General features: G+C 73.4%; 21 protein-coding genes. 3 read left to right on the top strand and 18 right to left on the bottom strand.

Translation table 11 applies throughout. The features are described from left to right. Positions 1-97: 97 nt before the first annotated feature. From ispG to dxr, 3 genes are all read right to left on the bottom strand, one after another. The gene (gene ispG / locus PH189_RS12345) at positions 98-1,264 is read right to left on the bottom strand and encodes a flavodoxin-dependent (E)-4-hydroxy-3-methylbut-2-enyl-diphosphate synthase (protein WP_274189091.1); all 1,167 of its coding nucleotides are present in this window, start codon (positions 1,262-1,264) and stop codon (positions 98-100) included. 87 nt (positions 1,265-1,351) lie between these two features. Further along, positions 1,352-2,647 (bottom strand): M50 family metallopeptidase, encoded by a 1,296-nt coding sequence (locus PH189_RS12340; RefSeq protein WP_274189315.1) that lies wholly within the window; start codon positions 2,645-2,647, stop codon positions 1,352-1,354. A gap of 77 nt (positions 2,648-2,724) precedes the next feature. Next, the gene (dxr, locus tag PH189_RS12335) at positions 2,725-3,903 is read right to left on the bottom strand and encodes a 1-deoxy-D-xylulose-5-phosphate reductoisomerase (protein WP_274189090.1); all 1,179 of its coding nucleotides are present in this window, start codon (positions 3,901-3,903) and stop codon (positions 2,725-2,727) included. A 78-nt stretch (positions 3,904-3,981) separates the two neighbouring features. Here dxr and PH189_RS12330 point away from each other — a divergent pair, with 78 nt between their 5' ends. Further along, positions 3,982-4,284, top strand: a complete 303-nt coding sequence (locus PH189_RS12330) for a DUF2631 domain-containing protein (protein ID WP_274189089.1) — start codon at positions 3,982-3,984, stop codon at positions 4,282-4,284. Further along, positions 4,281-6,254 carry an APC family permease gene (locus tag PH189_RS12325; RefSeq protein WP_274189088.1) on the top strand — a complete coding sequence of 658 codons (1,974 nt, stop codon included), beginning with the start codon at positions 4,281-4,283 and terminating at the stop codon, positions 6,252-6,254. Before PH189_RS12330 ends, PH189_RS12325 begins: the two co-directional genes overlap by 4 nt. Before the next feature lie 24 nt (positions 6,255-6,278). Here the strand turns inward: PH189_RS12325 and PH189_RS12320 are convergent, their stop codons facing one another. Then, positions 6,279-7,661 (bottom strand): FAD-dependent oxidoreductase, encoded by a 1,383-nt coding sequence (locus PH189_RS12320; RefSeq protein ID WP_274189087.1) that lies wholly within the window; start codon positions 7,659-7,661, stop codon positions 6,279-6,281. Between PH189_RS12320 and ligD the strand changes: the two genes are divergently transcribed. Next, positions 7,660-8,640 (top strand): non-homologous end-joining DNA ligase, encoded by a 981-nt coding sequence (ligD, locus tag PH189_RS12315; protein ID WP_378015019.1) that lies wholly within the window; start codon positions 7,660-7,662, stop codon positions 8,638-8,640. The two genes, PH189_RS12320 and ligD, sit on opposite strands and share 2 nt — an antisense overlap. A gap of 25 nt (positions 8,641-8,665) precedes the next feature. On the opposite strand, the gene PH189_RS12310 is transcribed toward ligD, so the two are convergent. The 14 genes from PH189_RS12310 to tsf all read right to left on the bottom strand — a co-directional run bounded on the left by PH189_RS12310 (position 8,666) and on the right by tsf (position 23,798). Then, complete coding sequence (locus PH189_RS12310; RefSeq protein WP_274189085.1) at positions 8,666-10,192, bottom strand: serine/threonine-protein kinase; 1,527 nt, start codon at positions 10,190-10,192, stop codon at positions 8,666-8,668. Positions 10,193-10,206: 14 nt separating this feature from the next. Further along, positions 10,207-11,451: a GNAT family N-acetyltransferase gene (locus tag PH189_RS12305; RefSeq protein WP_274189084.1), complete on the bottom strand. Its 1,245-nt coding sequence runs from the start codon at positions 11,449-11,451 to the stop codon at positions 10,207-10,209. 43 nt (positions 11,452-11,494) lie between these two features. After that, complete coding sequence (rlmN, locus tag PH189_RS12300; RefSeq protein ID WP_274189083.1) at positions 11,495-12,658, bottom strand: dual-specificity RNA methyltransferase RlmN; 1,164 nt, start codon at positions 12,656-12,658, stop codon at positions 11,495-11,497. Beyond that, on the bottom strand, positions 12,655-13,245 hold the full coding sequence (locus PH189_RS12295; RefSeq protein ID WP_274189082.1) for a hypothetical protein: 591 nt from the start codon (positions 13,243-13,245) through the stop codon (positions 12,655-12,657). The genes rlmN and PH189_RS12295 overlap by 4 nt, the downstream gene beginning before the upstream one ends. A gap of 67 nt (positions 13,246-13,312) precedes the next feature. Beyond that, a complete protein-coding gene (locus PH189_RS12290; RefSeq protein WP_274189081.1) occupies positions 13,313-14,290 on the bottom strand; it encodes an electron transfer flavoprotein subunit alpha/FixB family protein in 978 nt (325 codons plus the stop codon). Positions 14,291-14,306: 16 nt separating this feature from the next. Continuing rightward, on the bottom strand, positions 14,307-15,062 hold the full coding sequence (locus PH189_RS12285) for an electron transfer flavoprotein subunit beta/FixA family protein (RefSeq protein ID WP_274189080.1): 756 nt from the start codon (positions 15,060-15,062) through the stop codon (positions 14,307-14,309). 6 nt (positions 15,063-15,068) lie between these two features. Beyond that, complete coding sequence (locus PH189_RS12280; RefSeq protein WP_274189079.1) at positions 15,069-17,573, bottom strand: GcvT family protein; 2,505 nt, start codon at positions 17,571-17,573, stop codon at positions 15,069-15,071. Positions 17,574-17,603: 30 nt separating this feature from the next. Next, complete coding sequence (locus PH189_RS12275; RefSeq protein WP_274189078.1) at positions 17,604-18,422, bottom strand: methylenetetrahydrofolate reductase; 819 nt, start codon at positions 18,420-18,422, stop codon at positions 17,604-17,606. Positions 18,423-18,433: 11 nt separating this feature from the next. Continuing rightward, complete coding sequence (locus tag PH189_RS12270) at positions 18,434-19,684, bottom strand: glycine cleavage T C-terminal barrel domain-containing protein (RefSeq protein WP_274189077.1); 1,251 nt, start codon at positions 19,682-19,684, stop codon at positions 18,434-18,436. Positions 19,685-19,840: 156 nt separating this feature from the next. Then, positions 19,841-20,563: a class I SAM-dependent methyltransferase gene (locus tag PH189_RS12265; RefSeq protein ID WP_274189076.1), complete on the bottom strand. Its 723-nt coding sequence runs from the start codon at positions 20,561-20,563 to the stop codon at positions 19,841-19,843. After that, entirely contained in the window at positions 20,560-21,552 is a 993-nt protein-coding gene (locus PH189_RS12260) for a phosphatidate cytidylyltransferase (RefSeq protein ID WP_378015020.1), read from the bottom strand. Before PH189_RS12260 ends, PH189_RS12265 begins: the two co-directional genes overlap by 4 nt. A gap of 1 nt (position 21,553) precedes the next feature. Next, positions 21,554-22,111 (bottom strand): ribosome recycling factor, encoded by a 558-nt coding sequence (frr, locus tag PH189_RS12255; RefSeq protein WP_274189075.1) that lies wholly within the window; start codon positions 22,109-22,111, stop codon positions 21,554-21,556. An 11-nt stretch (positions 22,112-22,122) separates the two neighbouring features. Further along, positions 22,123-22,869, bottom strand: coding sequence for a UMP kinase (gene pyrH / locus PH189_RS12250; RefSeq protein WP_274189313.1), 747 nt, complete (start codon positions 22,867-22,869; stop codon positions 22,123-22,125). Positions 22,870-22,973: 104 nt separating this feature from the next. Then, the gene (gene tsf, locus PH189_RS12245; RefSeq protein ID WP_274189074.1) at positions 22,974-23,798 is read right to left on the bottom strand and encodes a translation elongation factor Ts; all 825 of its coding nucleotides are present in this window, start codon (positions 23,796-23,798) and stop codon (positions 22,974-22,976) included. Positions 23,799-23,822 lie beyond the last annotated feature (24 nt).

Genomic DNA, 23,822 nt, shown 5'->3' with positions numbered 1-23,822 from the left:
ACCCCCGGCGCGACCGACCGCACTCGCCGGTGATCGAAGTACCGATACGGACACTCAACGTCTGCGACGGCACTTCGCTGACACGGAAGTGGTCGACCTAGCCCACCGTCACGGTGGGGGTGCCGCCCGCGGTGCCGCCGGCCAGCTCCTCCTCGGAGCCGGCCTCCTCGGCGAGGCGCAGGGCCTCCTCGATGAGGGTCTCGACGATCTGGGCCTCGGGCACGGTCTTGATGACCTCGCCCTTGACGAAGATCTGGCCCTTGCCGTTGCCCGACGCCACGCCGAGGTCGGCGTCGCGGGCCTCGCCCGGGCCGTTGACGACGCAGCCCATGACGGCGACGCGCAGCGGGACCTCCATGCCCTCGAGCCCCGCGGTCACCTCGTCGGCGAGCTTGTAGACGTCGACCTGGGCGCGCCCGCAGGACGGGCAGGAGACGATCTCGAGCTTGCGCGGGCGCAGGTTCATCGACTCGAGGATCGAGAGCCCGACCCGGACCTCCTCGATCGGCGGGGCCGAGAGCGAGACGCGGATGGTGTCGCCGATGCCCCGGCTGAGCAGGGCGCCGAACGCCGTCGCGGACTTGATCGTCCCCTGGAACGTCGGCCCGGCCTCGGTGACGCCGAGGTGCAGCGGGTAGTCGCACTGCTCGGCGAGCAGCTCGTACGCGCGCACCATGGTCACCGGGTCGTGGTGCTTCACCGAGATCTTGATGTCGTGGAAGTCGTGCTCGGCGAAGAGGCTCGCCTCCCACAGCGCCGACTCGACGAGCGCCTCGGGCGTCGCCTTGCCGTACTTCGCCATGATCCCGGGCTCGAGCGAGCCTGCGTTGACGCCGATGCGGATCGGGGTGCCCGCGTCCTTGGCGGCGCGCGCGATCTCGCCGACCTTGTCGTCGAACTTCTTGATGTTGCCCGGGTTCACGCGGACGGCCGCGCAGCCGGCGTCGATCGCGGCGAACACGTACTTCGGCTGGAAGTGGATGTCGGCGATCACCGGGATGTTCGACTTCTTCGCGATGGCCGGCAGCGCCTCGGCGTCGTCGGCCGAGGGCACGGCGACGCGGACGATGTCGCAGCCGGCCGCGGTGAGCTCGGCGATCTGCTGGAGGGTGGCGTTGACGTCGGAGGTCAGCGTGGTGGTCATCGACTGGACCGACACCGGGTGGTCGCTGCCCACAGCGACGCCGCCCACGTCGAGCTGGCGGGTCCTGCGCCGGGGCGCGAGCACCGCGGGGGCTTCGGGCAGGCCGAGATCGATGGTCATCTCTCTCCCGTGCTGGAGGACCTGACCCGTCCAGTGTCCTACAGCGCGGCGGTGCCTGCCGGTGGGCCGCGCCACGCCGGGAGTGAGCTACAACCCCAGGTCGATCGGGTTGACGATGTCGGCCACGATCACCAGCAGGCCGTAGGCCATGATCACCGCCGCGAACCCGACGCCGATCGGCATCAGGCGGGCGAGGTCGACCGGGCCGGGGTCGGGGCGCCCCCGCAGCCGCGCGATGCGCTTCTTGACCGCCTCCCACAGGGCCGGCAGCACGTGCCCGCCGTCGAGCGGCAGGATCGGCAGCAGGTTGAGCAGGCACAGCGACAGGTTCACCGCGGCGAGCAGGTTGAGGAAGATCGAGATCTCGACCGCCACCGGGCGCTCCTGCTCGAGCACCTGGCCGCCCATGACCGACACGCCGACGAGGCTCACCGGGCCGTTGACCTCGCGCTCCTCGCCGAGGAACACGGCCCCGAACAGCGCCGGCACCTTCTCGGGCAGGCGCGCGATCGCGTAGACGGAGCCCTCGAGCATCTCCCCCATGCGCTCGGTGACCTGCCCCACGGTCTGGCGCATCACCGGCTGGATCGGCTCGAGGCCGAGGAACGACGCGGTGATGTAGCGCGGGTCGGCGCCGAGTGGGGTGTCCAGGTCGGGCACCTGGTTCTCGATCAGCGTCGGGTACAGCGTGAGCTCGGTGCCGTTGCGGTCGACGACCACGGGCACGGTGCCGCGCGCGTCGCGGATGGCGCGCTGCAGGCTCGGCCAGTCCGGGTAGGTCTGGCCGGCGAAGCTCACGATGCGGTCGCCGGGCAGGAAGCCCGCCTGCGCGGCGGGCGTCGGGGGCGCGCCCGGGGGGCAGCCGGGACCGGTCTGCGACGAGGCCGGGACGACGCACTCGCTCACGGCGTTGACCACCGGCTGCGGGGTCGCGACACCGAAGCCCATGAGCACGATCGCGAATAGGACGATCGCCAGGATCAGGTTCATGAACGGCCCGGCGAGCATGACGATGATCCGCTGCCAGGGCTTGCGGGTCCAGAACTGGCGGTCCTCGTCGCCGGGCTCGAAGTCGCGCACCGAGTCGGCGCGGACGTCGTCGACCATCCCCTGGAACGGCCCCGATCGGCGGCTGCGGCCGATGCGCTCGCCCGGGGCGGGCGGGATCATCCCGATCATCCGGATGTAGCCGCCGAGCGGGACGGCCTTCAGGCCGAAGCGGGTCTCGCCCTTCTTCACCGAGAGCACCGTGGGCCCGAACCCGACCATGAACTCGGGCACGCGGATGCCGAACCGCCGGGCCGCCGTGTAGTGGCCGAGCTCGTGCCACGCGATGGAGAACAGCAGACCCAGCGCGAAGAGCACGATCCCCAGGACGAGCATCACGGGTCAGGACGGTAGACGGCCGGGGATGTGCCCTGCGTGGGCGCCCCGGGTCGGGACGCCGTTCACGCCACCGCTCAGGGCACCGGCACGAGGCGCTCGCGGGCCCGGGTGCGGGCCCAGTCCTCCGCGGCGAGGACGTCGGCGACGGTGCCCGGGTCGACCACCCACTCCCCCGCGTCGTCGAGCACCGCGGCGAGCGTCTCGTCGATGCCGGTCCAGGCGCAGCGACCGGCGAGGAAGGCGGCGACGGCCTCCTCGTTCGCGGCGTTGTACACCGCGGGCAGGCATCCCCCGGCGCTGCCCGCGGCGCGGGCGAGGTCGAGGGCGGGGAACGTGTGGGCGTCGACGGGTTCGAAGGTCCAGCTCGTCGGGTCGGCGAACGTCTCGGGACGGCTCGCGCCGGCGAGACGCTCGGGCCAGGCGAGCGCGAGCGCGATCGGCATGTGCATGTCGGGCGGGCTGACCTGGGCGATCGTCGCGCCGTCCACGAACGTGACCATCGAGTGGATCATCGACTGCGGGTGGACGACGACGTCGATGCGCTCGTAGGGCACGCCGAACAGCAGGTGGGCCTCGATCAGCTCGAGCCCCTTGTTGACCAGCGTCGAGGAGTTCAGCGTCACCACCGGCCCCATCGCCCACGTGGGGTGGGCCAGCGCCTGGTCGACGGTGACGCCGGCGAGCTCGCCGCGGGATCGTCCGCGGAACGGGCCGCCCGAGGCGGTCAGCACCAGGCGCCCGACCTCCTCCGCGCGGCCTCCCCGCAGGCACTGCGCGAGCGCGGAGTGCTCGGAGTCCACCGGGACGAGCTGGCCGGGGGTCGCCGTGCGCGTCACCAGCGGCCCCCCGGCCACCAGCGACTCCTTGTTGGCAAGCGCGAGCGTCGAGCCCGCGGCGAGCGCGGCGAGCGTCGGGGCCAGGCCGCGCGAGCCGTCCATGGCGTTGAGCACGACGTCGGCGCCCGAGCCGGCCAGCTCGGCGGCCGCCTCCGGGCCGGCGAGGACGTCGGCACCCGTGCGCTCCCGCAGGTCCGGCGCGGCCGCCGGGTCGGCCACGGCGAGCGTCGGCACCCCGAACTCGGCGGCCTGCTGGGCGAGCAGGTCGGGACGGCCGCCACCGGCGGCGAGCCCGGTGACGACGAAGCGCTCGGGATGGGCCCGCACGATGTCGAGGGCCTGGGTGCCGATCGATCCGGTGGAGCCCAGGAGGACGAGCCTGCGAGGCTCGGAGGTGGACCCGGACGGTGTGCTCATCGCGGCTCATCATCACGGGCGCGGGCCCGGGACGGTAGGTTGGGCGCGCCCGGACGAGCGAGACGACAGGAGTGCGCCGTGGCCTCGAACAGCCCTGCCAAGCAGGAGCGCGGCGGCGGAGTCGCGCACCACGACCACGAGGCCGTGGTGGTCAACGGTGTGTCCTCGGACGACGAGCCCTCGGTGGAGTGGGGCTGGCACGGGCACTACCCGAAGCTGGCCCGGTTCGCGGGCTTCCTGGTCGCGGCGATCCTGCTCATCATGCTCTGGGGCAACCACGTGGGCGCCCAGGAGGACATCTGGCTGGTCGTCCTCGCGATCGGCTTCTTCGCGCTGTCGCTCGGCTCGATCATCCGCGCCCGGACGTCCTGGCGGCGGTGAGCGCCCCGCCGGCACCGCCGGAGCAGCGTCGGGAGCCGTCGTCCCTGCGACGATGGATGCTCGACGGCCTGGCCGACCGCAGCGCCCACTACTCCGGGCCCCACGCGCGGCCGCGGGAGACGTCCCACGGGAAGCCGTGGTGGCGCGTCATGTGCCTCACGGGCGTCGACTACTTCTCGACACTGGGCTACCAGCCGGCCGTCGCCGTCGTCGCCGCCGGGCTGATCTCGCCGATCGCGACACTCGTCCTCGTGGTGGTCACGCTCGCAGGGGCGCTGCCGGTCTACCGGCGCGTCGCCCGCGAGAGCCCGCACGGCGAGGGCTCGGTGGCCATGCTCGAGCGGCTGCTCTCGTACTGGTGGTCGAAGCTCCTGGTGCTCGTGCTGCTGGGCTTCGCGGTCACCGACTTCCTCATCACCATCACCCTCTCGACCGCCGACGCCACCGCACACATCGTCGAGAACCCCCTGGTCGGCAGCGCGCTGCACGGGTGGGAGGTGCCGCTGACCTGCGCGCTCGTCGTCCTGCTCGGCGTCGTCTTCCTCATGGGCTTCGCCGAGGCCGTCGGCATCGCCGTGGTCGTCGTGGCCACGTTCCTGCTGCTCAACCTCGTGGTGGTGTCCGGCGCGCTGTACCGGGTGTTCACCGAGCCGGTGGTCATCGCCGACTGGAGCGACGCCCTGCTCACCCAGCACGGCAACCCGCTGGTCGTCGTCGCGATCGCCCTCGTGGTGTTCCCCAAGCTCGCGCTGGGCCTGTCCGGGTTCGAGACCGGGGTCGCGGTCATGCCGCTGGTCAAGGGCGCCGAGGGCGACACGGAGAAGCACCCCGAGGGACGCATCGCCGGCGCCCGCAAGCTGCTCACCACCGCCGCCCTGATCATGAGCGGTTTCCTCATCACGTCGAGCTTCGTGACGACGCTGCTCATCCCGCTCGAGCAGTTCGGGCCCGACGGCCAGGCCAACGGGCGGGCGCTCGCATACCTGGCCCACGAGCAGTTCGGCGAGGTCATCGGCACGGCCTACGACCTGTCGACCATCACGATCCTGTGGTTCGCCGGGGCGTCGGCGATGGCGGGGTTGCTCAACCTCGTCCCCCGGTACCTGCCGCGCTACGGCATGGCGCCGAACTGGGCGCGCGCCGTGCGCCCGATGGTGCTGGTGTTCACGACCCTCGGCATCCTCATCACGGTCATCTTCGACGCGAGCGTCGACGCGCAGAGCGGCGCCTACGCCACCGGCGTCCTGGTGCTCATCACGTCGGCGTCGATCGCGGTGACCCTCTCGGCCCGGCACAAGGGCCAGAAGGCGGCGACGGTCGGCTTCGGGATCATCGCCGTCGTCTTCGTCTACACCACCGTGGCGAACATGATCGAGCGTCCCGAGGGCCTCAAGATCGGCCTGCTCTTCGTGGCGGCGATCTTCATCGTGTCCTTCGCCTCGCGGGCGCTGCGGAGCACCGAGCTCCGGATCACCGGGGTGCACCTCGACAAGACCGCCCGCCGGATCGTCCGCGAGGCCCACGAGGAGGACCCGGAGGCGACGATCCGGCTGGTGGCCAACGAGCCGGGCCGGCGCGACAAGCGGGAGTACGAGGAGAAGGAGCTCGAGGAGCGCGCCGACCACCACATCCCGTCCGGCGACGTGGTGATCTTCGTCGAGATCACCGTGGACGACCCCTCGAACTTCGAGTCCGAGCTGTACGTGCTCGGCGAGGAGCGCCACGGCTACCGGATCCTGCGCGCCCGCAGCGCCACGGTGCCCAACGCCATCGCGGCGCTCCTGCTGCACCTGCGCGACCTCACCGGACGCGTGCCGCACGTCTACTTCGAGTGGGACGAGGGCAGCCCGGCCACCAACATCGCCCGCTATCTGCTCTTCGGCGTCGGCGAGGTGGCCCCGGTGACGCGCGAGGTGCTCCGCGAGGCCGAGCCCGACCGCAACCAGCGCCCCGCGGTCCACGTCGGCTGATGGGGCTCACGAGGGCTTCGCCCGTCAGACCGGTGAGGCCGGGACGGCGGCCTGGACCTCCTTGGCGGCCTTGCGGGCAGCGACGAGAACGGCGTCCCAGACCGGCGAGAACGGCGGGGCGTAGGAGAGGTCCATGAACGTCATCTCCTCGACGGTCATGCCGTTCCAGATCGCCGTGGCGAAGACGTCGATCCGCTTCGCCGACCCCTCGCGGCCCACGATCTGGGCGCCCAGGAGCCGGCCGGTGCGCTGCTCGGCGAGCACCTTGACCGTCATCATCTCGGCGCCCGGCCAGTAGCCGGCCGTCGTCGTCGACTCGACGGTGGCGGTGACGTAGCCGAAGCCCGCGGCGTCCGCCTCGGACTCCCCGAGCCCGGTGCGCCCGATCTCCAGCGAACAGACCTTGCTGATCGCCGTCCCGATCACGCCGGGGAACGCGCCGTAGCCGCCGGCGACGTTCGTGCCGATGATCCGGCCGTGCTTGTTGGCGTGGGTGCCGAGCGCGATGTGGACGGGCTTGCCCGAGAGGCGGTGGTGGACCTCGACGCAGTCGCCGCCCGCCCACACGCCCGGCGCGGCCTGCATCCGCACATCGGTGGTGATGCCGCCCGAGGCGCCGATCGTCAGCCCCGCGTCGGCCGCGAGGGACGCGTTCGGCTTCACCCCGAGACCGATGATCACGATATCGGCGGGGAGCACGGTGTCGCCGGCACGCACCGCGCGCACCCGCCCGTCCTCGCCGACGTCGAAGCCGTCGACCGAGACGCCGGTGAGCACCGTGATGCCCATGCCCTCCATGGCCTCGTGGATCAGCGCGCCCATGTCGGGGTCGACCTGGGTGAACGGCTCGGGCGCCTGGTCGATGATCGTGGTCTCGAGCCCGCGGGTGACCATCGCCTCGGCCATCTCGACACCGATGTAGCCCGCACCGACGACCACGGCGCGCCGGCGGTCCCCGTCGCCCAGATCCTTCACGATCTGCTCGCCCTGCTCCAGCGACTGCACGCCGAAGATGCCCTCGGCCTCGGAGCCCTCCAGCGGCGGCACGGTCGGCACCGCGCCGGTGGCGATGACCAGCTCGTCGTACCCGAGCTCGTAGGTGTCGCCGTCGTCGACGCCGCGCACGCTCACCGACCGCTTGTCGAGGTCGATCGCCGTCGCCTCGGTGCGCATCCGCAGGTCGATCCCGGCCTCACGGTGCTGCTCGGGAGTGCGGGCGATCAGCTCGTCACGGCTGGCGACGTCCCCGGCGATCCAGTAGGGGATGCCGCACGCCGAGTACGAGGTGTAGTGACCCCGCTCGAGCACGACGACCTCGAGGGCGCCGTGACCGGCGTGGCGCAGCGCCGTGGACGCCGCCGACATGCCGGTGGCGTCCCCGCCGATCACCACGATGCGCTTGGTCATGAGCCTCCGTCCGCTCCGGGAGTATCGTGCCGCCGTGACCGAGGCCGCGGAGATCGAGGTCGACGGACGGACCGTGCGCCTCACCAACCCCGACAGGGTGTACTTCTCGGCGCGCGGAGAAACCAAACTCGATCTCGCCCGGTACTACCTCGCCGTCTCCGACGGCATCGTCCGGGCGCTGCGGGAACGGCCCTGCATGATGCACCGCTTCCCCACCGGCACCGACGGCGAGAAGGTCCACCAGAAGCGCCTCCCCAAGGGCGCCCCGGACTGGGTGCGCACCGTGCGCGTCCACTTCCCGCGCTACAACCGCACCGCCGACGAGCTGTGCGTCACCAGCCCCGCCGACGTGATCTGGGCCGTGCAGATGTCGACCGTGGAGTTCCATCCGTGGAACAGCCGCGCGACCGACGTCGAGTCCCCCGACGAGTGGCGCATCGACCTCGACCCCATGCCCGACGTCGAGTTCCCGACCGTGCGCCGCGTGGCCGCGGTCGCCCGGGAGGTGCTCGACGACCTCGGCGCCGTCGGGTTCCCGAAGACCTCGGGCGGCAAGGGCCTGCACATCTACGTGCGCATCCGCCCCGAGCACTCGTTCACCGAGGTGCGCCGGGCGGCGCTCGCGTTCGCCCGCGAGGTCGAGCGCCGCGCGCCGGACCTGGTGACGACCGCGTGGTGGCGCAAGGACCGCGAGCCCGGGACGGTCTTCCTCGACTGGAACCAGAACACCCGCGACCACACGATCGCCTCGGCCTACTCGGTGCGCGGGACGCCGGAGGCGCGGGTGTCGGCGCCGTTGCGCTGGGACGAGGTCCCCGACGCCGAGCCGGGCGACTTCACGATCGCGACGATGCCCGCCCGCTACACCGAGGTCGGCGACCTGACGGCCGGCATCGACGAGTCGGTGTTCGACCTGCGCGCCCTGCTCGAGTGGGCCGAGCGCGACGGGGGCGTGCCCGACGAGCCGCCCGAGGTCTGAGCTCTCCCGAGGAGACCCCGCCCTCTCAGCCCCGCGTGAGGTCCCCGGTCGCGACGACCCGGTCGCCGGCGAGGGTCTCGTAGGTGAACCGGTCCGGCCCGGCCTCGGTGGCGCGCACGACGCCCTCGGTGCACGGGCCCGCGACCGGCCGGGCCGCCATGTCGGTGGTGCCCTGGACGCTGAGGAGGACCAGGTCGAACCGGCAGTCGAAGACGGAGAACGACATCTCCCCCACGCGCTCGCCGACCGCCCCCGCCCTCAGGTCGACGCGGACCCCGAAGTCGCGTCCCGAGGCCGGCTCGTTCTGGGTGCCGTTCCACGTCCCGACGAGGCCGTCGGGCAGCCGGGCGGCGGCCGGCCCGGGAGGGGCGGCCTGGCCGGCGGGCAGGTAGTCCCGGGCGAGCAGGTAGCCCGTGCCGCCGAGCACGAGCAGCGCCAGCACGACCGCGGCGACCAGCCACAGCCGGGGCCGCCGGGACGGCGCGGAGGACGGTGGCGGTGCCTGCGTCCCCGGGGCCGTACCCGGCTTCGTCCCTGGCTTCGTCCCGGGCTTCGTGCCCGAGAGGGCCGGGCGCGCGAACTCGTCGGTCGAGTCCGACCGGTCGGGCACCGCAGCCGAGCCGGTCACCCCGCCGGGGCCGGCCACCCCGCCCGACCCACCCTTCCCGCCCGCTCCCGGGATCGTGGGCGAGCTCGGGGACCCCGGGATCACCGCCCCGACGCCCGAGATCGCCGCGCGCGCGGCGGCGGCGAGCTCGCCCGCGCGCTGGTAGCGCTGGTCGGGGTCCTTGGCCATGGCCGTGGCGACGACCTCGTCGAGCGCCTGCGGCAGACCGGCGCGCAAGCTGCCGGGTCGCGGCGCCGGCTCGTGGACGTGGGCGTGCATCAGCTGGTGGATGCTCCCGGACGGGAACGGCTGCTTGCCCACCAGCGTCTCGTGCAGCACGCAGCCCAGGGCGTAGACGTCGACGCGGTGGTCGCCGCCCGCCCCCGGCATGAACCGTTCGGGCGCCATGTAGGCGGCGGTGCCGATCAGCGTGCTCTGCTCGGTGAGGCGGGAGTCGCGCAGGCTCGCCGCGATCCCGAAGTCGATGAGATAGGCGAACTCGGGCCCCGACCCCTCCGGCTGCGCCAGCAGGATGTTCGAGGGCTTGACGTCGCGGTGGATCAGCGCGGCGCGGTGGGCGGCGTCGAGCGCCGCCGCGACCTGCTCGACGACCGCGACCGCCCGCTGCGGGTCGAGCGGCCCGGAGCCGGCGATCGCGCCACTGAGGTCGATGCCCTCGACGAGGCGCATGTCCAGGTAGAGCTGCCCGTCGATCTCGCCGTAGTCGTGGATCGGGATGACGTGCGGCTCGTGCAGCCGGGCGGTCATCTCGGCCTCGCGCCGGAAGCGTGTGGCGAACCCCTCGTCGCCGCTGTGGGCGACGGAGAGGCGCTTGAGCGCGACCGTGCGCTCCTTGCGCAGGTCGGTGGCCCGGTGCACCTCGCCCATCGAGCCGCGCCCGATCATCCCCTCGATCCGGTACGGGCCGAAGCGTTCGCTCGCCACAGCGGCGATCGTAGTCAGAAGCGGATGCCGTTCCAGGGCACGCCGGGCGCGGCGAAGAGCCGGGCGAGGCGGCCGGCGGCGCCGGGGCTGTGCTCGGAGAGCCGCCCGGCCCGGGCGAGGACCCGGGGATCGACGCCCCCGAGGTAGAGCGATCCGAGTGCCGCGGCGTCCATCTCGACGTCGGGCGTATCGGTCGTGGCGGTCACCGCCGGGGTGACCTGGTCGGTGGTGTCGAGCGCCCAGCAGCCCGAGGCGTGGCGGTCGGGGTCGTGCACGCGCAGCACGATCCGGTCGGTGACGGGGTAGCGGCGGGCCCCCAGCGCGGCCGGGACGTCGAGGACGCGCAGCCAGAGCATGTCGCGCGGCCCGCCGGAGCTCACCGCGCGGTGGTCGGTGAGCAGCCACGGGAGCGGTTCGTCGAGTGAGGCGTTCGCCCACCCCACCTCACCGACGAGGTCGAGCGAGGCCAGGTGTCGCCACAGCTCGCGGTAGGACTCCGGGGTCGTCGCCTGCAGGTCGTGCACGGCGAGCGTCGCGGAACCGGTGCCCCACCAGGACTCGGCCACTCCGTAGACGACGTAGCCGGCGGGCCGGCCGGTCGCGTCGGCCCAGGCGACCGCGGAGCGGGGCGAGCTGTCGTACACGCCCCCGGTGATCAGCGCGTGCCACGACGGGGCGGACCGGTCCATCGAGCCCGGGTGCCGACGCCGGGCACGGTCCTGGATGGGCCCGGCGACCGGGGCGAAGCCCGAGGGGTCGAGCATCCGGAGGCGGCCGGTCGGCGCCGCGTCGCGGAACCGGGCCGCGCGGGTGTCCAGCGTGAGCGACCGCGTCCAGGCGGCGAGCCCGAACCCGAAGCGCTCGTAGAGCGAGCCCTGCGTGGACGTGAGCGCCGCGACCGGGGTGCCGGCGCGCACCGCCTCGGCGAGGTCGTCGACGAGGAGCGCCCGCAGCAGGCCACGGCGGCGGTGCGTGGCGCGGACGCCGATCGAGCTGATCGCGTCGGCGGCCACCTCGCCGCCCGGCACCGTCATCGCCGTGTCCCACGAGCGCAGGGTGGCCACCGGGGACGTGTCGGCGGTCTCGTACACCCCGCGCAGCCGCTGCCCGGCGAACGACGCCGCGATTGTTGCCATCTCCTCGGGCCCGGGCCGGGGCCCGAGGAACGCCGCCATCATGGCCCGGATCCAGGTCGCGGTGTCCGCGTCCGGCGCGCCCTCCGCGAGTGCGGGCGCGAGCCGGTGGACCTGCCAGGTCACGCCGGACTCATGGCCGGACTCATGGCCGGACTCGCGGCCGGGCTCATGGCCGTGCGGTGGCCGCGAGCTGCCCGCAGGCGGCGGCGATCTCACGGCCGCGGGTGTCGCGCACCGTGCACGCCACGCCGCCCTCGCGCACGCGCCGCAGGAACTCCGCCTGCACCGGCGCGGGGCTCGCGTCCCACTTGCTGCCCGGCGTCGGATTGAGCGGGATGAGGTTGACGTGGACCAACCGGCCGAGGTGCTTCGACGCCAGCTTGGCCAGCAGGTCGGCGCGCCACGGCTGGTCGTTCACGTCGCGGATCAGCGCGTACTCGATGGAGACGCGGCGTCCGGTGACGTCGGCGTAGTGCCGGGCGGCGGCGAACACGTCGGCCACCGGCCAGCGGGTGTTGACCGGCACCAGGGTGTCGCGCAGCTCGTCGTCCGGGGTGTGCAGCGACACCGCCAGCGTCACCTGCAGGTTCTCCTCGGCGAGGCGGTGGATCGCCGGCACGAGACCCACCGTCGAGACGGTGACCGAGCGCTGCGAGAGCCCGAGCCCCGCGGGTGGGGCGTCGCAGAGGCGGTGCACGGCGTCGACGACGCGGCGGTAGTTCGCCAGCGGCTCGCCCATGCCCATGAAGACGACGTTCGACAGCCGGCTGAGGTTCGCGCCCAGCCCGCCGGAGCGCACGACGGCGGCCGCGGAGCGGACCTGTTCGACGATCTCGGCGGTCGACAGGTTGCGCTCCAGGCCGTTCTGGCCGGTGGCGCAGAACGGGCACGCCATGCCGCAGCCGGCCTGGCTGGAGATGCAGACGGTGGCGCGGTCCGTGTAGCCCATGAGCACGCTCTCGACGAGCGCCCCGTCGTTGGCGCGCCACAGCGTCTTGCGGGTGGTGCCGCCGTCACAGTCCTGCTCCCAGGTGGGGGTGAGCAGCGAGGGCAGCAGCGCAGGCCCGAGCGTCTCGCGCGCCGCGGCGGGCAGGTCGGTCATCGTCGCCGGGTCGCTCTCGAGGCGCGTGAAGTAGTGGCGCGAGAGCTGGTCGGCGCGGAAGGCCGGCATCCCCAGCTCGGCGACCGCGGCGCGGCGGCCCTCGGTGTCGAGGTCCGCGAGGTGCTGCGCGGGCCGCGTGCGGCGGGAGCCGCGCGGCGAGAGCGTGAGCACCGGCCCCGGAGCGGTCCCGGGGTCCGGGGTCTCCGGGGTGACGGCGGGCTCGGTCATCGGTCCCTCAACATCTCCACGAGGCCCACGCGGTCGGCCGCGGAGAGCAGGATGACGACGCCCGCGAGCAGCCCGAGCAGGCCCTGCGACACGAAGCCGCCGGCCGCCATCGTCGAGATCAGCGCCGAGAGCAGGCCCGCGCCGACGAGCAGGAAGCCCAGCCAGCGCGTGGGCCGCTGGCCGGTGGAGCGACTGAGCAGCACGAACGCCGCGCCGGTGAGCACCAGCGCCAGGCCCGGCAGGAGGTCCGAGGCGCTGAGCAGACCCAGCACGATGGACGCCACGATCACGATGACGACGACGCCGGCGGCGAGGCGCAGGACCTCGGTGGAGCGCGAGGTGTCGAACGGGCGCGGCCCCCGGCGGCGGTTCTCCACCCCGATGCCGATGGCGACGGCGATGCCGATCGCGAGGATCAGCGTGCCGACCCCGTCGGCCCCGAGGCCCAGGGTGCCCACCGCGAGCCACACGAGCCCGGCCGCGATCTCGACGAGCACGGGGTCGACGCGGACGGCCCGGCCGCCGCGTCGCGGCGGTGGAGAGCCCTGGCCACGCCCGGGCGGGCGGGGAGGCGGATACGCGGACACGACCTCCACGGTAACCCCGCCGACACCGCCACCTCGCGAGCGGCCCCGACCGCGATCGGGCCGACGGTCAGCGTCCGGATCGCCGCCGGATCTCGTCGACCACGGCCGGCAGCACCTCGTGCACGTCGCCGATCACCGCCCACGTCGCGCGCGTGACCATGGGCGCCTCGGGATCGGTGTTCACCGCCAGGATCGACCGGGCGTTCATGCAGCCGACCCAGTGCTGGGTGGCGCCGCTGATCCCGCAGGCGACGTAGAGGTCCGGGCTGATCCGGGTGCCGGTGAGCCCGACCTGGTCGGCGTGGGGGCGCCAGCCGTTGTTGGTGGCGACCCGCGAGCACCCGACGGCCCCGCCGACGAGACCGGCCAGCTCCTCGAGCACCGCGTAGCCCTCGGAGCTGCCGACCCCGCGCCCGCCCGCGACCACCACCGGGGCGGTGGTCAGCGTCATCCCGGCGGCGCGCTCCCGGCGCTCGACCAGCCGGGCCCGCGGCACCGAGGCCCGCAGCTCCGGCACGACGACGTGCACCGTCATCTCGTCGGCCGCGGCCGTCTCGCTCGGCGACGGGCTCCCGGGGCGCAGCGTGCACAGCCGGATCGGCGCGGTCAGGGCCGCGTCCTCGAGCAGGACCCCGCCCGCCCGCTCCCGGGTGACCTCCCAGGGGCCGTCGTCCCCGGGGCGGATCTCCGTGCATGCCGTGGCCAGCGGCATCCCCAGCTCCGCGGCGGCCCACGCCATCGCCTCGGTGCTCCGGTCGGTGCTCGGGGCGAGCACGGCCGCGGGGCGCAGGTCGGCCACGAGCCCGGCGAGCGCCTCCCCCAGACATGCCGGCGACCCGTCGGTGAGCAGCTCGTGTGCCAGGAGGTGGAGGCGCCCGACGCCCCGCTTGACGAGGTCGTCGGGGAGCTCCCCCGGCTCCCCCACCGCGACGGCCCCGACCGGGACGCCGAGGGACTCGGCGAGGTCCCGTGCGGCGGCGAGGACCTCGGCGGAGTCCTCGGTCAGCGTCCCGTCGCCGTCCCTCTCGACCACGACCAGCACCATCAGTGCACCATCTCCCTCAGGGCACGATCCCCAGCTCGGCGAGCACGTCCACGACCGCCGGTGCCGCCGCGGCCCCGTGGCCCAGCACCACGGTCCGCGCCCGCGCCTCGGGCCGGTGGCGCAGCCGCAGGGTCCGCAGCCCGCCGGTCGCTCCCGGGCCGTCCAGGACGCGGATCGGCGCCTTCTTCGCCCGCAACCGACCCTTGATCGTCGGATAACGGGGCAGGTTGAGCCCCTCCAGCACGGCGGCGACGGCCGGCAGCGGCGCCTCGTGCACCTCGACGCCCTCGGGCGACTCGCGGCGCAGGAGCACCCGGTCACCGTCGAGGTCGATCCCCTTCACCCCGCCGACGACCGGCCGCCGCAGCGCGCAGGCGACCCGGAACCCGACCTGCGCGTGCCCGGCGTCCGCCGAGGCCTCGCCGAACAGGACGAGGTCGTAGGGCGGCAGCTCGCCCAGCGCGCCCGTCACGGCCGCGGCGGTGGCCTCGGGATCCGGGTCGGTCTCGGGGGTGTCGACCCGGACGGCGTGGTCGGCACCCATCGACAGCGCGTAGCGCAGCTGCTCCTCGGTCTCGGGCGGACCGACGGTGAGCACGCCCGCCGAGCCTCCGGTGCGCTCGGCGATGCGCACCGCCTCCTCGACCGCGCACTCCTCGTGCGGCCCGATGGTGAAGCCGAGGTGGCGGGTGTCGATCGCCGTCCCGTCCGCGGTCAGCAGGATCTCCGCGCCGACCGCCGGGACGCGCTTCACGCAGACCAGGACGTCCATCCGCCGTCACCTCATCCGGGTGTCGTCGGGGTCGAACAGCGGCGTCCGGCCCGCCCGCGCGACCGTCACCGGGTAGCGCTCCCCCAGGTACTCGACGAGCAGACCGGTGCCCTCGACGGCGTGCCAGGGCGGCAGGTACGCCATCAGCAGGTACGTCCCGAGCGACGGGCCGGCGCCCGCGCTGGTGACGAACGACGGCCGGCCCCGGCGGTCGGTGATCCGGGCGCCGTCGGGCGTGAGGACCGGCTCGCCGCCCTGCGGGAAGCGTGGATGCCCCGCAGGATCGCCGGGGTCGAGCGTCAGCGTGCACAGCGTCGCCTCGGGCTCGCCCTCGCGGGCCTTGGTGTAGGCGGCCTTGCCGACGAAGTCCTGGGACTTCAGCCCGGGCAGAGCGAGCCCCGCCTCCACCGGCCCGTGCTCGGCGTCGAGCTCGTGGCCGACGAGCCGGTAGCCCTTCTCCATGCGCGCGGTGGTGCCGTAGACGCCGATGCCGGCCGGCACGAGACCGTGCGGCGCGCCCGCCTCGGCGACCGCGTCCCACAGGCGCAGCCCGCACTCGGTGGGTGCGTGCAGCTCCCAGCCGAGCTCGCCGACGTAGGACAGGCGTAGCGCGAGGACCGGGATCGACCCGATCGTGATCGTGCGCGCGGTGGCGAACGGGAAGGCGGCGTCGGACACGTCCTCGTCGGTGATCGCCGCGAGGACGTCGCGGGCCCGCGGGCCCCAGAGCCCGAGGGTGCAGACCGCCGAGGTGACGTCGGTCAGCGTCACCGACCCGTCGCGCGGCAGATGGCGGGTGAACCACGCCAGGTCCCGCGCGCCGTCGGAGCCGCCGGTGACCACCCGGAAGTGCCGATCGCCGAGCCGCACGACGGTCAGGTCGCTGCGGAAGCCGCCGTCCGGGGCGAGGACCGGCGTGTAGATCACCCGCCCGACGGGCCGGTCCATCTGCGCGACCGTGAGGTGCTGGACGTACGCGAGCGCCCCGGGGCCGCGGACGTCGAACTGGGAGAACGCGCTGAGGTCGATCATCGCCGCACTCCGGCGCATCGCCAGGTGCTCGGCGTCGATGATCGGCGACCACCAGCGCGCGTCCCACTCGTGCGGGCGGTCGGGCACGCCGAGCTCCGCCACCAGCGGCGCGTTCGACGCGTACCACTGCGGGCGCTCCCAGCCCGCCACCTCGAAGAACTCCGCGCCGAGGGCCACCTCGCGCTCGTGGAAGGGCGAGCGGCGCACCCCGCGGTCGGAGCTCCACTGCTCGCGCGGGTGCGTGATCCCGTAGGTCTTGTTGAAGCCCTCGCACGCGCGGGCGCGCACGTGGTGGCGGGTGCGCTCGTGCGGGGCGAAGCGGGCGATGTCGGAGGCGGCCGCGTCGATCTCGGGGGCGCCCTCGGTCATCCACTCGGCGATGAGCCGGCCGACACCGGGCCCCTCCTTGATCCACACCGCGGCGGCGGACCAGAGGCCACGCACCTCCGGGGTCTCCCCGAGCAGCGGGTGCCCGTCGGGCGTGAGGGAGAGCAGCCCGTTGATGGCGTGCCGGATGCCGGCGTCGGGGCGGTCGAGGACGGGGTGGAACAGCTCGAGCGCCGCTTCCATCTGCGGGTCGAAGTCGTCGGGGGTGAACGGCAGCTGCGTCGGCGAGAGCGCCGCAGCGGCCAGCGACGGGATGTCGTCGGGCTCGCAGAGGATCGGGCGGTGGGCGTACGACCCGATCTCCAGGTCGGCGCCGCTCTGCCGCTCGTACATCAGCGGGTCCATGTCGCGCACGATCGGGAACGCGATCTCCCGCCCGGTGGCCGCGAGCTCGGCGATCGGGCCGACGTCGATCATCTGGTGCACGGCGGGCGTGAGCGGGATCGTCGCGCCCGCCAGCGCCGCGATGCGCGGGCTCCACACGCCGCATGCGACGACGACGTACTCGGTGTCGACGTCGCCGCGGTCGGTGCGGACCCGGGTCACGCGCCCGTCGTCGGTGTCGACGGCCAGCACCTCGGTCATCGCCGACACCGTGAGCGCGCCCGCGGCCGTGGCCCGCTCGCGCATCAGCTCGCCGGCCCGCAGCGGGTCGACGACCGCCACCGACGGCGTCCAGAACCCCCGGAGCACGACCGTGGGGTCGAGGAACGGGACCTTCTCCGCCACCTCGGCCGGGGTGATCAGCTCCGCGTCGATGCCCCACGCGTGCGCCGACGACATGCGCCGGTGCAGCTCCTGGACGCGCTCCGGGGTGCGGGCCACCTCGATGCCGCCGCACGTCGTCAGGGTTCCGAGCTCGGCGTACTGCCGCGACGAGTCCGCGGTGAGCTGCGTGATCTCCCGCGAGTGGTCGACGGGGAACACGAAGTTCGACGCGTGGCCGGTCGAGCCGCCCGGGTCGGGCAGCGGGCCCTTGTCCACCAGCAGGATGTCGCGCCAACCCAGCCGCGCGAGGTGGTGCACCACGGAGTTGCCGACGATGCCGGCCCCGATCACGACGACCTGGGCACGGTCAGGGAACGGTGTCACGGCGGGTCCTTCCCAGCGCGGTGTCCAGCCTCAGGCGGCCGCGCGGCGGGCCTCGGTCAGCCACCGCACGGTCGGCTCGATCTGGTTGAACGTGAAGACGTGCAGCCCCGCGAGGTCGCTCCCGCCGGCGGCGAGGGCCTCGACGAGGTCGTCGGAACGGTGCGAGCGCGACCGCAGCAGGGACCCCGCGGTCCCGGGGTGCGCGCGGGCGAAGCGCACGGCGTCGGCGACGCCGATGCGGACGCTGACGCGCACCAGGCGCGCGGCGTCGACGACACCCGGGACGCCGGCGATCACGGGCAGACGGATCCCCCGCCCGCGGGCCTCGTCGACGAACGCCCCGACGACCTCGGCGTCGAAGCACAGCTGCGTGACGGTGTAGTCGGCGTGCGCTGCCTTGGCCGCCAGGTCGGTCCAGAGGACGCCGGTGGGGATCCGGTGGTGGCCGTCCGGGTACGACGGCACGCCCACGCGCGGCGGCCGTTGGCCCATTTCCTCCATCGCCCGGAGCACCGCGAGCCCGTCGGGGAACTCCCCGGCAGGCTCCCGGGCGTCGCCGCCCACGACGAACACGTCGCGGACGCCGGCCCCGGCGAGCCGGTCGAGGTGGAGGGCGAGCTCGCCGCGGTCGCGCAGGCTGCGCGCCGCGAGGTGCGGCACGGGGGCGAACCCGAGGGCCGCGAGCCCCTCGGCGACCGCCACCGTGGCGTCCGGACCCCGGCTCGGCGAGGCGGTGACGGCGACCGTCGCCCCCGCGGGGAGGTCGGCGGCCGCCGCGAGAACGCCCGCCACCGGCGCCACCTCGTAGCGCGGCCGGGCGAGCAGCGCGGCGAGGGATCCCGGCTCCATGACGGCCCCGCTCAGCCCTTGGGAGTCTGCTTGCGCGGGTCGACGAAGGGCTTCTCGACCACGACGGCCTCGCGGACGTCACGCCCCAGCATCCCGCCGTCCCCCGCGCCGGCGTCCACCACCAGCGCCGTCCCCAACGGCGTCGAGGGGGTGGCAACCATGGCCAGCCCGATGTTGCGCTCGAGCCGCGGCGACCAGCAGGCGCTGGTCACCGACCCGACCACGGCCCCCGCGCCGTCCCGCACCGTGAACGGCTCGATCATCGAGCCGTCGTTGAACGTGCCCAGCCGCGCCCCGCCGATCTCCACACCGACCAGCGAGCGGTCCAGGCCCCGCTGCTTGGCGCGGATCAGGGCGTCCTTGCCGACGAAGTCGGCCTCCTGGTCGAGGTCGACCATCCACGTGTAGTCGTAGCCGACCTCGAGCGGATTGGTGTCGAGCGTGATGTCGCAGCCGTAGGCGAGCATGCCGCCCTCGATGCGCCGGATGTGGCACGGGCCGATCGGGCGCAGGTCGTGCGGCCGGCCCGCCTCCCACACCCGGTCCCACAGCTTCCCCGCGTCGCGGATGGCCTGGTGCAGGTAGATCTCGTACCCGATCTCCGCGCTGTAGCCGGTACGGCTGATGACGACCTCCATGTCGTCCAGCACGGCGTGGCGCAGGTGGTAGTAGGGCATCTCGGCGACGTCGGCCCCGAAGAGGTCGGTGACCAGCGCCTTGGCCTTCGGGCCCTGGACCTGCACGGGAGCGACGTCGATCTCCCGGACCGACACGTCCCAGCCGCCGGCGTGGGCCAGCCCCGTCGCCCAGAGCCCGACGTCGGAGTCGGCGAGCGAGAGCCAGAAGCGATCCTCCTCGAGACGCAACAGGACCGGGTCGTTGATGATCCCGCCGTCCGGGGCGGTGATGAACACGTACTTGCACTGCCCCACGGCGCACTTCGTCAGGTCCCGGGGCACGAGCATGTTCGTGAACGCGAAGGCGTCCGGGCCGGTGATCTCGATCTGGCGCTCGACGCCGACGTCCCAGAGGGTCACGCCCTCGAGCAGCGCCCAGTACTCGGCGACCGGGTCGCCGTAGTGCCGGGGGTGATAGGTGTGGTTGTAGACGCTGTACATCGCCACGCCGTGCGCCCGTGACTTCCAGAAGTAGGGCGACTTCCGCAGGCGGGGGTACAGCAGGACCGCCGGTTCGGTGACCACCGTCGAGGCTGGTCCCGGCGCGATGTCGACCGCGGCCCGGCTGGGCAGGACGTCCGTCATCGGCACTCCACTTCATCGTGCGTCCGGGGGCACCTCCACCGAACCGCTCGGACGAGGTTGCGAGATACGCAACCGGTTGTCATTGACGCAACGAGTCTGCGGCCGTGAGCGAGATCACGTCAAGAGGTCGGGGGAACTGATATATCCGGACGCGCGTCAGGGCCGCAGGAGCCCGGCGGGCTCGCGACGCGTGTGCACGCGGTAGCCCACCGAGAGGGCGAGCCCGGGGGTGCCGTCGATGGCCTTCTGCGCGACGGCGGGGCTGAACTCGATGCGCAGGACGTCGGCGAGCGTCGTGCGGTCCGGGAAGCGCCACTGCGTGTCGACGCGGCGCACGGCGAAGCCCTGGTCGGCGAAGAAGCGCTCGGCGGCCGCGGGGTCGTAGCGGGGCACCGACGCGCGCATCCAGGCGCCGTAGGAGTGGCGGGTGGCGTCGAGGTCGACGATCACGAGCACCCCGCCCGGACGCAGGACACGCGAGGCCTCGGCGAGCCCCGGTTCGCAGCCGGGGCCGAAGAAGTAGGCGGTGCGCGCGTGGACGACGTCGGCGGAGTCGTCGGCCAGCGGCAGGGCGGCGGCGCTCCCCTGCGCGACCCGGCATGCGGGGTCGTCGGTCACGCGCTCGCGGGCCCGCGCCACGAGCGGGGCATGGGGCTCGACACCGACCACGGTGCGGGCGCGCTCGGCGAAGCGCGGCAGGTGGTAGCCGTCGCCGCAGCCGACGTCCACGACGTCCGCGCCGTCGTGCGGCGCCAGCTCGCACACCGCGTCCCAGAGTGCGCCCGTGGCGTCCTGCGCGGCGTTCTCGCGTTCGTAGACCTCGGGCCAGCGCCAGATGTTGGGGGACTCGACGACGTCCCCGCTCCGGTACCGGGTCACCCGTGGACTGGTACCAGGACGAGGAGGAGGAGCCAGGCCATCGGGGCCGAGGTGACCAGCGAGTCCAGGCGCTCCATCAGCCCGCCGTGGCCCGGGAGCACCGAGCCCATGTCCTTGATGCCGAGGTCGCGCTTGATCAGCGACTCGACGAGATCGCCCGTGACCGCCGTCGCGACGAGCAGCGGGCCGATGATCAGGCCGTACCACCAGCGGTCGTCGAGCAGGAACGCGACGGACAGGCAGGCGCCCGCCGAGCCCAGGACGATCGACCCGACGAGGCCCTCCCAGGACTTCTTCGGGCTGATCTTCGGCGCCATCGGGTGCTTGCCGAGCAGGGCACCCGCGGCGTACCCGCCGGTGTCCGAGCAGATGACGACGATGAGGAACGTCAGCACCCGCGCGGCGCCGTCGGTGGGGACGACGAGCATGGTCGCGAACGCCATGCACAGCGGGATCCAGCAGAGCACGAGCATCGAGGCGCCGACGTCGCGCACGTATCCGCCCGCGCCGAGACGCATGCGCCACAGGAAGCACCCGAGCACCGTGACCAGCAGCGCGCCGAGGATGCCCTCGGTGCCGAACGGCCACGCCAGCCAGATCATCGCCTGGCCCCCGATGAGCACCGGGACGCGCGAGAGACGGATACCGGCCCCCCGGTGCAGGGCACCGAAGAGCTCCCACGTCCCGATGACGGCGGTGACGGCGAGGATCCCGATCCAGGTCTGGCGCACCGTGAGCAGCGCGGTGAGGGCGACGGCGCCCATCGCGAGCCCGACCCCGATGGCGACGGGCAGGTTGCGGCCGGCGCGGGAGCTGCGCTTCGGGGCGTCCGCGGACTGGCCGCCCTCGGACTGGCCTGCCTCGGGCCGGCCTGTCTCGGGGCGGCCGGCGTCCTCGGGCTCGACTCCGTCGGTCGGGGTCGCGTCCGCCGGGGAGGCCGGGGACTCGGTGGGGGCGGGCCGTCGGGGCCGCGACGCGGAGGAGGGCACGTCAGACCTCGAGGAGCTCGGCTTCCTTGTTCTTCACCAGGTCGTCCACCGCCGCGACGTAGCGGGAGGTGACGGATTCGAGCTCCTTCTCCGCCCGCCCGGTCTCGTCCTCGCCGGCCTCGCCGTCCTTCACGATGCGCTGCAGCTCGGTCATCGCCGTGCGGCGCACGCTGCGGATCGAGACCTTGGCGTCCTCGCCCTTGCTGCGTGCGACCTTGACCATGTCCTTGCGCCGCTCCTCGGAGAGCTGCGGGAACACGACGCGGATGATCTGGCCGTCGTTGCTGGGGTTGACGCCGAGGTCGGAGTCGCGGATCGCGCGCTCCATGCTCTGCAGCTGGCTGGCGTCATAGGGCTTGATGACGGCCATGCGGGCCTCGGGGACCTGCACCGAGGCCAGCTGGTTGAGCGGGGTCCAGGCGCCGTAGTACTCGACCTGGATGCGGTTGAACATCGCCGGGCTGGCCCGGCCGGTGCGCACACCGCCGAGGTCGTCCTTGGCGACGCTGACCGCCTTCTCCATCTTCTCCTCGGCGTCGAGGAGCGTCTCGTCGATCATGTGGGCTCTCCTCAGGGACCGGAGGGGGTGTGGACCAGCGTCCCGATCCTCTCACCCCGCACCGCACGGGCGATGTTCCCCTCGACGAGCAGGTTGAACACCATGATCGGCATGTTGTTGTCCATGCAGAGGCTGAAGGCGGTCGCGTCGGCGACCTTCAGGCCCTTCTCCAGCACCTCGCGGTGGGAGATCTCGTGGTACATCGTCGCCGTCGGGTCGGTCTTCGGGTCGGCGGTGAACACGCCGTCCACGCCCTTGGCCAGCAGGACGACCTCGCACTCGATCTCGAGGGCACGCTGCGCCGCGGTGGTGTCGGTCGAGAAGTAGGGCATGCCCACGCCGGCGCCGAAGATGACGACGCGACCCTTCTCGAGGTGGCGCATCGCGCGGCGTGGGATGTAGGACTCGGCGACCTGGCCCATCGTGATGGCCGTCTGCACCCGGGTGTCGATGTGGTGCTCGCGCTCGAGGAAGTCCTGCAGGGCCAGGCAGTTCATGACCGTGCCGAGCATCCCCATGTAGTCGGCACGCTGGCGCTGCATCCCGTAGCGGTGCAGCTCCTCGCCGCGGAAGAAGTTGCCGCCGCCGATGACGACGGCGATCTCGACGCCGGAGGCCACGACGTCGGCGATCTGGCGAGCGACGGTCCGCACGACCACGGGGTCGACGCCGACGGCGCCGCCGCCGAACATCTCACCGCCGAGCTTGAGCAGGACCCGGCGATGACCGGGGCGGGCATCGGGACCGGCCTCGGACACGGTCTGGGGACTCGCCACGCTCTCCTCCACCACGGGGTTCCGGCGGTGCCGCCGTCACGGCGCCGGCGCCCGGTCACCCGGGCACCGGCGCCGTGAGCGGTTCGTCAGGGCTGGCCGACCTCGAAGCGCGCGAAGGTGCGGACGCTGACGCCCGCCTCCTCCAGCACCTTGCCGACCGACTTCTTGTCCACCGACACCGAGTCCTGCTCGAGGAGCACGGTGTCCTTGTAGTAGCCGTTGAGGCGACCCTCGACGATCTTCTCGAGGATCTTCTCGGGCTTGCCCTCCTCGCGGGCGGTGGCCTCGGCGATGCGGCGCTCGTTCTCCACCACGTCGCTCGGGACCTCGTCGCGCGTGGTGTAGAGCGGGCGCGCCGCCGCGACCTGCATGGCCGCGCCGCGGGCCGCCTCCGACGCGTCGTCCCCGTCGCCGGTGTAGGCGACGACCACGCCGATGGCCGGGGGCAGGTCCGAGGACCGCCGGTGCAGGTACGTCGCGGTGGGGCCGTCGAGCACGGCCACGCGACGCAGCTCGAGCTTCTCGCCGATGCGCGCCGAGAGCTCCTGGACCTTCTCGTCGACCGTGCCCTGCCCGAGGGTGGCGGCCTTGAGGGACTCCAGGTCCTTGGTGCTGTTCTCCAGCGCGACGCCGAGGATGTCCTCGGCGAGCTGCACGAAGTCGGCGTTCTTGGCCACGAAGTCGGTCTCGGAGTTGAGCTCGATCATCGCGCCGTCACGGGCCGCCACGATGCCGTTGGCGGTGGTGCGGCCGGCCCGCTTGCCCACGTCCTTCGCACCCTTGATGCGCAGCGCCTCGACGGCCGCGTCGAGGTCGCCCTCGGACTGCTCGAGGGCCTTCTTGCAGTCCATCATCCCGGACCCGGTGAGGTCCCGGAGCTTCTTCACGTCCGCAGCGGTGTAGTTCGCCATGGTGCGGCTCTCGTCCGTTCCTCG

Origin of the sequence: Actinomycetospora chibensis (assembly GCF_028737215.1) — a bacterium.
In the GTDB taxonomy this organism is placed as follows: Bacteria; Actinomycetota; Actinomycetes; order Mycobacteriales; family Pseudonocardiaceae; genus Actinomycetospora; species Actinomycetospora chibensis.
The sequence above is the reverse complement of the archived record's forward strand: the minus strand, read 5'-3'. Positions and strand labels throughout refer to the sequence as shown.

Coding starts and splice junctions, on each gene's coding strand:
- PH189_RS12270 (WP_274189077.1), bottom strand. CDS start 19,684: ATGACGGACGTCCTGCCCAGCCGGGCCGCGGTCGACATCGCGCCGGGA.
- PH189_RS12290 (WP_274189081.1), bottom strand. CDS start 14,290: ATGGTGCTGGTCGTGGTCGAGAGGGACGGCGACGGGACGCTGACCGAG.
- rlmN (WP_274189083.1), bottom strand. CDS start 12,658: ATGACCGAGCCCGCCGTCACCCCGGAGACCCCGGACCCCGGGACCGCT.
- PH189_RS12275 (WP_274189078.1), bottom strand. CDS start 18,422: ATGGAGCCGGGATCCCTCGCCGCGCTGCTCGCCCGGCCGCGCTACGAG.
- frr (WP_274189075.1), bottom strand. CDS start 22,111: ATGATCGACGAGACGCTCCTCGACGCCGAGGAGAAGATGGAGAAGGCG.
- ligD (WP_378015019.1), top strand. CDS start 7,660: ATGAGCCTCCGTCCGCTCCGGGAGTATCGTGCCGCCGTGACCGAGGCC.
- PH189_RS12320 (WP_274189087.1), bottom strand. CDS start 7,661: ATGACCAAGCGCATCGTGGTGATCGGCGGGGACGCCACCGGCATGTCG.
- dxr (WP_274189090.1), bottom strand. CDS start 3,903: ATGAGCACACCGTCCGGGTCCACCTCCGAGCCTCGCAGGCTCGTCCTC.
- PH189_RS12340 (WP_274189315.1), bottom strand. CDS start 2,647: ATGCTCGTCCTGGGGATCGTGCTCTTCGCGCTGGGTCTGCTGTTCTCC.
- PH189_RS12285 (WP_274189080.1), bottom strand. CDS start 15,062: ATGGACGTCCTGGTCTGCGTGAAGCGCGTCCCGGCGGTCGGCGCGGAG.
- ispG (WP_274189091.1), bottom strand. CDS start 1,264: ATGACCATCGATCTCGGCCTGCCCGAAGCCCCCGCGGTGCTCGCGCCC.
- tsf (WP_274189074.1), bottom strand. CDS start 23,798: ATGGCGAACTACACCGCTGCGGACGTGAAGAAGCTCCGGGACCTCACC.